We start from the raw sequence: 12,520 nt of genomic DNA, 5'->3' as shown, positions 1-12,520 counted from the left end.
TTTTCTTTTTTCGTGTCTTACGCTGCTGCGCCAGGAGCTTGGTGCTCAGGGAGCTCGGCCATGCCCTTTTGCTTGCGGACATGGTTGAGGAAGCGCGTGAAGAGGTAATGGCTGTCCTGTGGGCCTGGGGAGGCTTCTGGGTGGTACTGAACCGAGAAGATCGGCTTACCATCAACCGCAAGGCCAGCATTGGTGTTGTCGAACAGCGAGATGTGGGTCTGGGTGACGCCAGCAGGCAGGCTTTCGGCGTCCACAGCAAAGCCGTGGTTCATCGAGGTGATTTCGACCTTACCAGTGGTGAGGTCCTTCACAGGATGGTTCGCGCCGTGGTGGCCCTGATGCATCTTGGAGGTGGTGCCGCCAAGAGCCAGACCGAGCAGCTGGTGACCCAGGCAGATGCCGAACATTGGCTTGCCGGATTCCATCAGCTTCTGAATGGTTGGAACAGCGTAAACGCCAGTCGCTGCCGGATCGCCGGGGCCGTTCGACAGGAACACTGCGTCTGGATTGTGGGCGAGCACGTCCGCTGCGGTTGCAGTGGCCGGAACAACAGTGACCTTGGCACCCTGATCAACGAGGCAGCGCAGGATATTGCGCTTGGCGCCGAAGTCGATGGCGACGACGTGGAAGTCTGGGTTTTCGAGGGCGCTGTAGCCCTTATTCCATTCCCAGCTGGCTTCGTCCCAATGATAGGTCTGAGCCGTGGTGACTTCCTTGGCAAGGTCGAGACCTTCAAGACCCGGGAAGGCGTTGAGTTCAGCCTTGATCGAGGCTTCGTCGAAAATGCCCGATGGTTCGTGCGCGATCACGCCGTTCGGCATGCCGTTTTCACGGATCAACGCAGTGAGGGCGCGGGTGTCGATGCCGGTGATGCCGACGATGTTACGCTTCTTGAGCCATGCGTCGAGCTTTTCAGCTGCGCGATAGTTCGAAGGATTGGTGATGTCAGCCTTGAGCACGACACCACGGATGCCGGAGAGGGCAGCCATGTTAACGGTTTCAATGTCTTCGTCGTTGGTGCCGACATTGCCGATGTGCGGGAAGGTGAAGGTGATGATCTGGCCAGCGTAGGACGGGTCGGTGAGGACTTCCTGATAGCCGGTCATGGCGGTGTTGAAGCAAACTTCGCCTGCCGAATGACCGACGGCGCCGATGCCCTGGCCTTCAAGTCGCGTGCCATCAGCCAGAATTAGAACTGCGGTCGCGGGTGTGTTTTGCCAGCCGGTCACTTTGGGTCTCCAAGGCTCGGTTTATACGGTCGCGCGACAAGGACCTAAGCTTGGGGCCTAGCGGGTCGCGCAGTGAAGATGTCGGTTGAGGCCTTTCCTTAGAAGGCCAAAGCGATCAACGCAAGTGGCGTAGCTGCGCTTTAATGCCTATATGGGGGCAAGATTTTGCATAGCAAGGAGCCAAAACCACATGCGCGAAGACATCAGCGAGGGTCTGAAACAGGCTCTTAAAGCCCGTGATCAGCGCCGCACAGCAACATTGCGCGCAATCAATGCGGCGGTGCAAGACCGTGACATTGCAAATCGCGGTGATGGCAAGGGTCCAGCCACGAATGACGAGGTTTTGGGCATTATTCAGAAGATGGTGAAGCAGCGCGAAGAGAGCTTCGCGATCTATGTTGGCGCCGGTCGCGCCGATCTCGCCACCGTGGAGAAGGAAGAAATTGATATTCTCAATGAGTTCCTGCCTAAGCCTTTGACAGAAGAAGAAGTCGCTGCGGCAATTACAGCAGCAATTTCTGCCGTAGGGGCCGAAGGGCCAAAGGACATGGGCAAAGTTATCGCCCAGTTGCGCGCCGATTATCCGGGCCGAATCGATTTTGGTAAGGTCAGCGGCCAGGTTCGCTCGACTCTTTCGGCTTAATCACGCCACCAATCTGAGTGAAGCGATCTGGACCTGATTGCGTCCGGATCGCTTTGCTTCATATAGCGCTGCATCGGCGCGGCGGAGGGCGGTAGGGAAAGTTTCCTCTGGGGAACCGAGCGCCAAGCCAATACTGACCGTCGCGAATTTGCCTTGTGGGCCACCGGGAATGCGCAGCGCAACGAATGCGCGCCGAATGCGGTCGGCAATTTGCTGAACGTTATCTCTGCCCTCAATTTTGACGACGACGCAGAACTCTTCACCACCCAATCGCGCGATGGCGTCTTCATTGCGAAGGTGCTGTTTGAGGACGAGCGCGAACTGGCGCAGGACGCTGTCACCATATTCGTGGCCGAATTGGTCGTTGACCTGCTTAAAATGGTCGAGGTCAAACATGATGACCGCATGACCTTCGCAGGACGGCACAGCCTCTAGGCGACTAAAAAGGGCGCGTCGATTGAGGACACCCGTTAGTGGATCGGTATTCGCTTCGTCCTTGTGCAGTGCAGCGGAACGCGCATGGTGCAGGGTCAGAGTAAGGGCGCCAATGGTCGTCGCCCCGATCAGCGACATGACCGTGTTGAAGTCTTCTGCCCAGTTTTTGGGGATAGTGGTTAGATACCAGCTCTGCTCTATCAGAATTACGTAGGAGCAGCTGAGGAACGAAATGCCGGTGAGAGTGTAGATAAAGGCGTTGGCGGTGATCGCTAGTCTTGATTCTTTGCGGGCGCGCCAACTCTCAAATGCGCAGAGCAAAAGAATGACCCCTGAAGCCCCGTTGAGCATGAGGGCGCTGACGCCTGACAAGTTCACAATGGCAGGGGCAAGCGCGAGGGCCACAGAGCTGACTGCGGCTACGACGGGTGGCAAGATGCTCGATGACTCGGAGCGGAAACGCCGTGTTGCCGAATAGATGCCGCTGAGGCCGACAAGCACGATGCAAAAGGGCGTTAAATTGTACCAAGGGGTGTAGAGACCACCCATGAGCGTCATAGCCGTAAGTCCGATGACGACGACAGCGACACCGAGTGCGCCATGGGCGAGGAACGTCTGCGTTCTTGAGTAGTGCCAGCCAATTCCCAGAGCTATCGCCAATGAGGCGCTAGAAATGGCCACCGCTACGCGCAGCGTCTCTAAGTCGATCATCGTACGGCCCCCCTAGGGGAGTTAGATAGGAAGGAAGTCCGTACGATGTGTTAATTTAAACTGACAAATTGTTTGCTCGTCAGTGTTTGTGGTTAGTGCGCAACAATTATGGTGTCGGCATCGCCAGTAGGGGGGCGATTGGTGCTCTTGGCTTCCCAGACCACAGAAATGATGGCGAGCAGAAGCGCGATCGTGATGACGACCGTGCCGACCCAAGGCAGGTTGTGATAGCCCATGCCTTGCTCAAGCAGATTGGCGGATAAGATCGCGCCCACGGCAATGCCGACGTTAAAGCCCGTTGGGATCAGCGACGAGGTCAGGTTTGGCGCGTCATTGGCCCAGAGGAGCATGCGCGACTGCAAGGGCGAGCCAAAGGCAAAGTTGACGCCGCCCCAAATGAAGGTGGTGATGCCCATGGCGAGCGGGTAGGGCGCCACAAAATAGAGCGACCCGAACAGCAGCACTTGGCCGGCAAGAACGAGGACAATGGACTTGCCGAGGTTCCAATCGGCCAAACGCCCGCCCAGAAACACGCCGATGGTGGCCCCGACACCGTAGATCAGCAGCATGATCGGAACCATTTCTTCCTCGAGGCGCGTCACTTCGAGATAAAGCGGAGCGATGTAGGTGAAGACGGCGTATTGGGCCAGCATCACCAAGGTCGCGATGGCGAGGCCCAGATAGACCTGCTGACGGCCGAGCGCCTTGAATTCGCGGGCAAAGCTAGAGTGGGTTGATTCAGAACCCGCAGTCTTGGGCAGGAAAACGGCGATGACGATTGAAGCGATAAGGCCGAGGGCACCTACAGCCCAGAACGTCGCGCGCCAATCGAACAGCTGACCAATGGCCGTGCCCAGCGGCACGCCGATGACGTTCGACACCGTGAGGCCGGAGAGAACAAGCGCAACGGCGAAGCCGCGACGCTCGGGCGGCACCAGACCGGTAGAAATCACGAAGGCCATGCCGAAGAATGCGCCGTGTAGCGCCGAGACGAAGACGCGGGCCGCCATGAGCAGTTCAAAATTGGGCGCGATGGCGCAGAGCGCCTGACCCACGGCAAAGAGCGCGCCGAGCACAACAACTGTGGTCTTGCGATTGAACCTCTTGGTCGCCAGCGTCAGCAGCGGACCAAGGACGGCAATGCCGATGGCGTAACCGGAGATGAGATAGCCCGCGACGGGTACGGAGACATCCAGGCCGAGGGCGACTTCGGGGAGAAGGCCGGCAATAACGAATTCAGCTGTGCCGAAAGCAAAAGCAGTCAGGAAAAGCGCGAGGAGAGGCACAGACATAAAAGGGCGACCGGTTTGGGAGGGGGGGGTGCTGCATCCCATGTGCGGGGGTAAAGGGCAACGGCTAAATCGCCGCTGGTGTGGACCGTGACCCCTGATGCTTGCGCACTTGCGCCCTTGCACAATGGGCGTAACGTGGGCGACGCAGTTAGGGTGACGGTAGGAGAGCCGTCAAAGAGGGGAATGTCGATGCCTGTGTCGTCCGAAACCAAACGCCGCTTCGCTTTGATTACAGCGCTGCGGGGTCTCTTGATGTTTGTTGGGGGCGTTTATGCCCTGCTGGTGCCTGCCGAAGCGCTGACTGTTTTGGTGCTGTTTGGGGGGGCGCTGTTGTTGATCGACGGTGCGCTTGGCCTGTGGAGCCTAACCTTCGGGGGCGGCAAGAGCGGCAATTATTGGTTTGACGTTGTGGCCAATGCGGCGTCGCTGGTGCTGGGTATTGTCGTTCTGATCAGCCCGCTGTTGGCGACGATTTTGACCGTGACATTCATGTCCACCATGGTGGGCTTGGTCGCCATCGTGGTCGGGGTGATGCAGATTGTCGTCGTGGTGCGCGAGCGCGATAGCTACGCACGAATTTGGCCTGTGGTGTTGGCCGGGATTTCCTATGTGCTTCTCGGGCTCGTCTTCCTGCTGTTCCCGATGCTGACGGCGGTGGTGAGCGTTATGTTGGGCGGTGTCTTGTTGATCGCCTTCGCTATTGGCCTATTTGGCTGGGCTTGGCGGCTCTACAAGGCGAGCAAGGCTTAAGCGAAGCAATGGGCGCTTGTCCTGCTAGGCCGGGATGAGCGTCCAGACGAACCACAGCGTCAGCACGACACACAGCACGGGGCCGATAATTAAAGCGGCAAGCATGGGCTTTGGCGTTTTGCGGATTGGTCGCATGTATAATCAAAATCCTGAGCCGTGACTTTCGGAGGGTTAGACCCTAAGTACTCTATATGCGCTTTTCCGATCATTTCTTGGATGAAATTCGTCAGCGCCTGCCGATAACGCAGGTGGTGGGCGAGCACGTGCTTTGGGATAAGCGGAAATCGCAGCCCGGCAAGGGCGATATGTGGGCCTGTTGTCCGTTCCACGGCGAAAAGAGCCCAAGTTTTCACGCGGACGATCGTCGCGGGATCTATCACTGCTTTGGCTGTGGCGTGAGTGGGGACCACTTCCGGTTCCTCACTGAAAAGACAGGGATGAGTTTCCCAGAGGCTGTCGAAAAACTGGCCAGCATGGCTGGTGTTGCGATGCCGGCGCGCGACGAGCGCACGGAGCGTCGCGAGGCCGCACAGCGTTCGTTGATCGATGTGATGGAGTTGGCGACGCGGTATTTCGAGGCGGCGCTGGCGCATAATATTGGTGCGCGAGCGCGGGGGTATCTGTTTGAGCGCGGCGTGTCGGCCGCGAGCCAGAGCCGGTTTCGTATCGGTTTTGCTCCCGACAGTCGCAATGGCTTGAAAGAACATCTGGCGGCGAACGGGGTTTCGGCGCAGGCGATGATCGATACTGGCCTCGTGACAAGTCGTGACGGCGACCCGCTGACCTATGATCGGTTTCGCAACCGGGTGATGTTTCCAATCACCGATTTCAAAGGGCGGGTGATCGCCTTTGGTGGCCGGGCGATGAGCGCAGATGTGCCGGCGAAATATCTCAATTCGCCGGAGACGCAGCTCTTTTCCAAGCGGCAAACGCTCTACAACGGCCAGACAGCAAAACGCGCGGCCTATGAAGGCGCGACGGTCGTGGTGGTTGAGGGGTATCTCGACGTTATCGCAGCGGTGTCAGCGGGTTTTGAGGGCACGGTTGCGCCGCTCGGTACGGCGCTGACCGAAGAGCATGTGCAATTGCTCTGGCGCATGAGCGATGCGCCGGTTTTGTGCTTTGACGGCGATAAGGCTGGGCAAAAGGCGGCGCAGCGCGCTGCCGAAATCGTTCTGCCGCATTTGCAGCCCGGAAAAACGGTCAAAATCGCGACCTTGCCTGAAGGGCAAGACCCGGACGATTTGATCAAGGCGCAGGGGCGGGGTGCTTTTGCTGATGTGATCGACAAGGCACGCAGCCTTTCGGACACGATCTGGAGCATTGAGACTGGCGGGATTGTGCCAGAGGCGCCCGAAGAGCGCGCGGCCTTGCAGGCACGACTTCGTGATCGGGCGAAATCCATTCAGGACTCCAATGTCAGCTTCCACTACGCGCAGGCGTTTGAGGAAAAGCTGAAAGCGTTCTTTGCGCCAATCCGGCAGCAGGGACGGCAGGGAAATTGGAGTGGCGGTGGCAAGCCGGCCTATGGTCAGAGCGGGGGCTATGGTTTCCCCTCACGCGGTACGCCTAAGCTCGTGGTCTCTGATACGCTGCGCAATTCACGCCTCGTGCGTAGTGGTGCGACCGCTGTCGATGCTACTCCGCGTGAAGCCACTATTATTCTGACGCTGGTCAATCACCCCTCGCTGGTCGAGGATAAGTTCGATGCGCTGGGTGCATTCGACTGTGAGACGACTATTGCACAGAAAGTTTTGAGCGACATTTTGGCGCTAGTCGTGCGCCACCATGACATTTCTGCAGAAGATTTGCGGGCCGCTTTGGGTGTGCGTGGTCATGGTCCGGCACTGTACCGGATGAATGAGATTTTAAAAATTCAGGGGGTCTGGCAAGTCGATACCGAGGTCGCGGCAACGGACGCGGAAATCGGTTTGAGTCACGCCTTGGCCTTGCATAAAAAGAAAGTTGAGCTAAATAGAGAGCTCAAAGCAGCAGAAGCGGCGCTGGGCGAAGACCCGAGCGAAGAAACCTTTGAACGGCTGCGGGACATCAAGAACCAGATCACCACTGTCGATGGCACTGAAGCATTGATTGAAGGGTTTGGTTCGCTATCTGGACGCGCAAGTCGCAGTTTTTAGAGGTCATTCTCTAATTACGGGCGAATTGCGCGATTTTGCGTTGTGGCGAATCACTCGTTGCTATGCTCCATAGCGGACCAGCGTATGGCACCCCGTTAACGGTCTGGTGACCAAACCTTTACCTTGTCTTGAGTTGTCACCACCTAAGACAAAGCCGGGACCTCCGTGCCCAACGGTCCCGAGGAGTAGCAGATGGCCACCAAGGCAGCGAACAAAAATACTAAGGATACCGAGAAGCCCGAAGGCGCGGCTCCGGAAACATCCAACGACAGCCCGCTAATCGATCAAAACGATGCAGCTGTTAAAAAGCTGATCAAGGTCGCCAAGAAGCGTGGCTACGTCACGTATGAAGAGCTGAATGCCGTACTGCCTTCGGAAGAAGTCAGCTCGGAGCAGATCGAAGATTTCATGTCCATGTTCTCGGAAATGGGCATCAACGTCGTCGACGAAGACGAAGTTGAAGAAACCGAGGTGGAGAAGGACGAAGACGACACCGGCACGGAAGTCGCCACATCTGCTGGCACCGCTGTTGCCAACACGTCCAACGCCAAGGCCGGTTCTGACCGCACCGATGATCCGGTGCGTATGTATCTGCGCGAAATGGGTTCGGTTGAGCTTCTGAGCCGCGAGGGCGAAATCGCCATCGCCAAGCGCATTGAAGCTGGCCGCGAAACCATGATCGAAGGGCTTTGCGAAAGCCCGCTGACTTTCCAGGCGATTATTATTTGGCGCGATCAGCTCGCTCAGGGCGAAATTCTGCTGCGCGACATTATCGATCTGGAAGCCACCTATGCTGGCCCAGACGCCAAGCAGGCTGCACCGGAAGTGCAGATTGTTGCTAAGCCTGTGGTTGAGGCTCCTAAGCCTGCTGCTAAGCCTGCGCCACGTCGCTCGGCCGGTTCGGGCGAAGACGACGATTACGTGCCAGAAGAGCCAGAAGCTCCGCAGGACCCAGTCGAAGACGACGACGATGAGTTTGATAACGCACTGTCGCTCTCGGCGATGGAAGCGGAACTCAAGCCGCAGGTCGTGGAAACCTTCAACCGTATCGCCGAAGCCTATGGCGCGATGCGTGAGATGCAGGATCGGCACGCCGAAGACCGCAACATTGCTGTTTCCGCTGACGAAAACACCAAGCTGGGCGTGCTGCGCGGCGAAGTGATTGCCGACGTTAAGTCGCTGTCGCTGAACGCGAGCCGTATCGAAAGCCTGGTTGAACAGCTTTACGACATCAACAAGCGTCTCGTGCGTTTGGAAGGTCGCCTGCTGCGTCTGGCTGAAAGCTATGGCGTTAAGCGCGAGAAGTTCCTCGACAAGTACTACGGTCGTGAAGTCGATCCGAGCTGGGAATGGGAACTCGAAAACTTTGACGGTAAGGGCTGGGGTGAGTTCGCTCGCCGTGAAGCTGGTACCATTGGCGACATCCGTACGGAAATTGCTACGCTGGCCACTGAAACCGGTCTCGATATCGCTGAATACCGCCGTATCGTGCACAAGGTTCAGAAGGGTGAGCGCGAAGCGGCTATCGCCAAGAAGGAAATGGTGGAAGCCAACCTTCGCCTCGTGATCTCGATTGCCAAGAAGTACACCAACCGCGGTCTGCAGTTCCTCGATCTTATTCAGGAAGGCAACATCGGTCTGATGAAGGCCGTTGATAAGTTCGAATACCGTCGCGGCTACAAGTTCTCGACCTATGCGACCTGGTGGATCCGTCAGGCGATCACGCGTTCGATCGCGGATCAGGCCCGTACGATCCGTATTCCGGTTCACATGATCGAAACGATCAACAAGATCGTTCGCACCAGCCGTCAGATGCTCCACGAAATCGGTCGCGAACCGACACCGGAAGAGCTCAGCGAAAAGCTCCAGATGCCGCTCGACAAGGTCCGCAAGGTCCTCAAGATCGCGAAGGAACCAATCTCGCTCGAAACGCCAATCGGTGACGAAGAAGACTCGAACCTGGGCGATTTCATCCAGGACTCGAATGCGATCCAGCCGATTGATGCGGCGATCCAGTCGAACCTGCGTGAAACCACCACTCGCGTTCTGGCTTCGCTCACCCCGCGTGAAGAACGCGTTCTGCGTATGCGTTTTGGTATCGGTATGAACACCGACCACACGCTCGAAGAAGTCGGTCAGCAGTTCTCGGTTACGCGTGAACGTATTCGTCAGATTGAGGCCAAGGCACTGCGTAAGCTCAAGCATCCGAGCCGTTCGCGCAAGCTGCGGAGCTTCCTCGATAACTGAGATCATTCCGCTAAAGCCGGTTCGGCTGAAGGTGACCAGCTTGAAGGCCGTTGTGCCGTTCAAGCTGGTGGTGACGTTCTCGGACGCCACTTATGGTACGTTCAACGCGGCCCCCATGCTCTCTGAGCGGGGGGAGGGGACTGAGCCTCTGCGGGATCGGAATTTCTTCGCTAAGGTCGAGCTGGTCAACGGCAAGCCGATCTGGCCCAACTATTTTGATATCTCGCCTGCGTGGTTGCAGGAGGAGATGGAGAAACGCGGTGAACTCGAACATCCGAGACCACTGCGGCGACGGTAGATTGAGGGGAGCTCCCATGTCGTTCTTGAAGAAGCTATTTGGTGGCGGGAAATCGGAAGCCGCGCCTGCTGGCGATAAGTCGCTGGGCGAAGAAGACTACAAGGGCTTCAAGATCAAGGCCATTGAGATGAAGGTCGGCTCAGAGCTCCAGCTCGCTGGCACCATCGAAAAAGAAATTGGCGGCGAGGTGAAAACCTACCGCTTTATTCGCGCCGACCGCATGAGCTCGCGCGAAGATCTGGTTATGCTAGCTCTGAGCAAGGGTCGGCAGATCATCGATGAGCAGGGCGAGCACATCTTCCGCTAAGCCCAGAATAACTGACTTTTTGACGACCGCGGGCCGATCGGCCCGCGGTTGTTTTTTGCAAGGAGAACTCTGATGGCCCGTAAGCCAACTGCCCGCACTGAATTCGTGATGTTTGACGTTGTGTACGAAGACGGCTCCCAGCGCTCGAACCGTAAGGTTGATGCAGGCCTGCTCGGCGGCCTCGATGGCGATGAGCCTGCACGTGCTGAGATTGAAGCTCAGGACCGTGCGATTTCTGAAAAGTCCGGCATGCCACCACTCGCTATCAAGTCGCTGAGCCGTTCGGGTAAGTAAGGTCTATCTTGGAACAGTGCGAGCGTAAGCTGCTATGAATGGCGCCATCCCGCGATGGCGCCATTTCTTTTTTAAGCGCTCTTGGCGAGTGGAACTCGGGTTTCGAGCTGGAACTCACCGACGAGCGTATTGAGCGCTCCAGCTTCGCCCTGAGCTTCTGCAACCGCACTGTGGGTTGTTTCAACCAGTTGCGCATTGTGCTGGGTGAGCACGTCGATGTGCTGCACTGCTTCGTCGATCGCGCGCAAGGCGTGGTTCTGCTCGGACGTGGCCTCGGCAATGTCATGCATGAGCCTGTCGCTCACATGGGCTGCCTGGGTGATCTCGCTCAGGGCGCTCGCTGCATCCTTGACCAGAACCGTACCTTGTCCAACTTGGCTGGTGGCCTGTTCGATCAGGGTTTTGATCTGAGCGGATGAGGAGGCGGCAGATTGCGCCAGACGGCGCACTTCGACCGCGACCACAGCAAAGCCGCGACCGGCATCGCCTGCACGGGCCGCTTCAACTGAGGCGTTGAGCGCCAGCAGGTTGGTCTGGAAGGCGATGTCGTCGATCATGGTGATAATGCCAGCGATCTGCTGGGAGGAGGCGGCAATCCGCTCCATGGCGGCGGTTGCATTGGTCATGACCGTGGTACCGCGATCGGCCGTGGTGGCAACGGACTCCGTGGCTGCGCGGGCTTTGGAAGCACGCTCGGCGGTCTCGTCCACATTGCGGCTCAGCTGCTCCAGGGCGACGGCGGTTTCACGCACGGCCTCTGACTGCTCGTTGGTGCGGCGGGCGAGCGCTTCCGCGCCGTCGAGGAGTTCGCCCGTTGCGTGCGCCAGCGTGGTTGTGGCGGTCCGGATCGTGGTGATGACGTCACTCATGCGGTCGGCAACGAGGTTTGTGTCGGTCTTGAGGCCGGAAAACACGGGGGCATAGGTGCCGGTAACGCGCGCGCTCAAGTCCTTCTGCGACAGTGCCGCCATGACGGATGACGTTTCCGCAAGCCCGGTCTCAAGGTTGGCAATGAGATCGTTGACGGCATGCGCCAGATTGTTGAGGTCGGGCTCTGCAAAGGTCTCGGGCACACGGCGGCCAAATTCGCCATTGAGCGTAGCCGTGATGACTGTGCCGAACTGATCGCGCAGCTCTTGCAGGGTGCGCTGACGGTCTTCAACGCGTGTTTCTTCGCTTTCCTCGACGTCACGAGCGAGCGAAATGGCACGCTCGGCATTGGCGTTTGCATCATTTGCGTTCTGATCAGCGAGCGAGACGAAAGCGAAAGTATTGCGGAGCAGCCAAATCAGGCCTGCGGCCTCGACCAGCAGAATGACAGCGTGCAGTACGACGCGGGGGAAGCCGCCGCCGCCATAAAACACCAGATCGGGCAGGGTCATGCCCAGAAGAAGGTGGTGGATGGCGATAACGATGGTGCCCACCAGAATGACGCGCGCGTCGTAGAGCAAAGAGCTCAAAGCGAGCGAGGCGAAGAAAGCCATGTGCAAGTCGGTCTGCCAAGGCGTGCCCTTGGTTGCAGCGATGATGGCAGAGATGGAGACCATCAGCACTGTCACCAGCAGATAACGGAAGCCGGCGCTCGATCTTGTGGTCAAGAATCCGGTTACTACCGTTGCGATGCCGGCAGCGCCGATGAGCGCTGTGGTGCCAAAATTGCCCTGCATGAGCAGCTCTACGACGATAGCAGTCGCCGCCATAAACAGGGTCAGGGCCGTGACCATAATGGTCGCGACAGAACGAATATTGTTAAGTGTCATTGAACTAGCTTTAGGCCTCGGCACATAGGCCAGTGGCAGCGGTGAACCAAAGGGCGCCAAATTGGCTGGCGCGGTACTTGAAATCTGGATCGTCGGCGTAGACGACGACAATGTTGGAAAAGCGGGTCGGACCGACAACAAAGCCGCCAGCCTCGTGGATGCGTTCCCAAGCAGTGGCTTCTGAGGTGAAGGGGGGGAAGATCACCGCCATCTCGCCGGTGTCTGCTGCCGCTTGTGGGGCAGCAAGAAGTCCGGCGCCGACTAGCGCAAAAGCGACTGCGGGGAGCCAAGTGACAGCGTTTTTCAGGAGAGACGTCTTGGATCGGCTCGCTGAGTTTTCAGGCACGAGATAAGAAAAACACATGCGCGTGAGCTAGGCGTGGCCCGCTTAACCGATGGTTAAGTCGGGCCTGCGC

At 58.0% G+C, this 12,520-nt stretch carries 12 protein-coding genes; 7 read left to right on the top strand and 5 right to left on the bottom strand.

The features are described from left to right. Positions 1-17 precede the first annotated feature (17 nt). Complete coding sequence (carA, locus tag H4N61_RS12405) at positions 18-1,229, bottom strand: glutamine-hydrolyzing carbamoyl-phosphate synthase small subunit (protein WP_182394129.1); 1,212 nt, start codon at positions 1,227-1,229, stop codon at positions 18-20. 190 nt (positions 1,230-1,419) lie between these two features. On the opposite strand from carA, the gene H4N61_RS12400 reads away from it, so the two are divergent. Beyond that, positions 1,420-1,872: a GatB/YqeY domain-containing protein gene (locus tag H4N61_RS12400; protein ID WP_169196453.1), complete on the top strand. Its 453-nt coding sequence runs from the start codon at positions 1,420-1,422 to the stop codon at positions 1,870-1,872. Here the strand turns inward: H4N61_RS12400 and H4N61_RS12395 are convergent, their stop codons facing one another. Both H4N61_RS12395 and H4N61_RS12390 read right to left on the bottom strand, forming a co-directional pair. Further along, positions 1,873-3,018: a GGDEF domain-containing protein gene (locus tag H4N61_RS12395; protein WP_182394128.1), complete on the bottom strand. Its 1,146-nt coding sequence runs from the start codon at positions 3,016-3,018 to the stop codon at positions 1,873-1,875. 92 nt (positions 3,019-3,110) lie between these two features. Next, positions 3,111-4,310: an MFS transporter gene (locus tag H4N61_RS12390; protein WP_182394127.1), complete on the bottom strand. Its 1,200-nt coding sequence runs from the start codon at positions 4,308-4,310 to the stop codon at positions 3,111-3,113. Between the two features lie 189 nt (positions 4,311-4,499). Between H4N61_RS12390 and H4N61_RS12385 the strand changes: the two genes are divergently transcribed. The 6 genes from H4N61_RS12385 to H4N61_RS12360 all read left to right on the top strand — a co-directional run bounded on the left by H4N61_RS12385 (position 4,500) and on the right by H4N61_RS12360 (position 10,344). Beyond that, a complete protein-coding gene (locus tag H4N61_RS12385; RefSeq protein WP_182394126.1) occupies positions 4,500-5,060 on the top strand; it encodes a DUF308 domain-containing protein in 561 nt (186 codons plus the stop codon). A 191-nt stretch (positions 5,061-5,251) separates the two neighbouring features. After that, positions 5,252-7,198: a DNA primase gene (gene dnaG / locus H4N61_RS12380; protein WP_182394125.1), complete on the top strand. Its 1,947-nt coding sequence runs from the start codon at positions 5,252-5,254 to the stop codon at positions 7,196-7,198. Between the two features lie 192 nt (positions 7,199-7,390). Next, positions 7,391-9,445 (top strand): RNA polymerase sigma factor RpoD, encoded by a 2,055-nt coding sequence (rpoD, locus tag H4N61_RS12375; protein ID WP_169196448.1) that lies wholly within the window; start codon positions 7,391-7,393, stop codon positions 9,443-9,445. A 31-nt stretch (positions 9,446-9,476) separates the two neighbouring features. After that, a complete protein-coding gene (locus H4N61_RS12370; protein WP_169196447.1) occupies positions 9,477-9,743 on the top strand; it encodes a DUF2442 domain-containing protein in 267 nt (88 codons plus the stop codon). A 16-nt stretch (positions 9,744-9,759) separates the two neighbouring features. Continuing rightward, positions 9,760-10,050: an HlyU family transcriptional regulator gene (locus tag H4N61_RS12365; protein ID WP_169196446.1), complete on the top strand. Its 291-nt coding sequence runs from the start codon at positions 9,760-9,762 to the stop codon at positions 10,048-10,050. Between the two features lie 72 nt (positions 10,051-10,122). Beyond that, positions 10,123-10,344: a hypothetical protein gene (locus H4N61_RS12360; protein ID WP_169196445.1), complete on the top strand. Its 222-nt coding sequence runs from the start codon at positions 10,123-10,125 to the stop codon at positions 10,342-10,344. Between the two features lie 71 nt (positions 10,345-10,415). On the opposite strand, the gene H4N61_RS12355 is transcribed toward H4N61_RS12360, so the two are convergent. Both H4N61_RS12355 and H4N61_RS12350 read right to left on the bottom strand, forming a co-directional pair. Then, positions 10,416-12,104, bottom strand: coding sequence for a methyl-accepting chemotaxis protein (locus H4N61_RS12355; RefSeq protein WP_182394124.1), 1,689 nt, complete (start codon positions 12,102-12,104; stop codon positions 10,416-10,418). 10 nt (positions 12,105-12,114) lie between these two features. Then, entirely contained in the window at positions 12,115-12,468 is a 354-nt protein-coding gene (locus H4N61_RS12350) for a hypothetical protein (protein ID WP_169196443.1), read from the bottom strand. Positions 12,469-12,520: the final 52 nt, after the last annotated feature.

Source organism: Devosia sp. MC521 (genome assembly GCF_014127105.1).
Classification (GTDB): domain Bacteria; phylum Pseudomonadota; class Alphaproteobacteria; order Rhizobiales; family Devosiaceae; genus Devosia.
The sequence above is the reverse complement of the archived record's forward strand: the minus strand, read 5'-3'. Positions and strand labels throughout refer to the sequence as shown.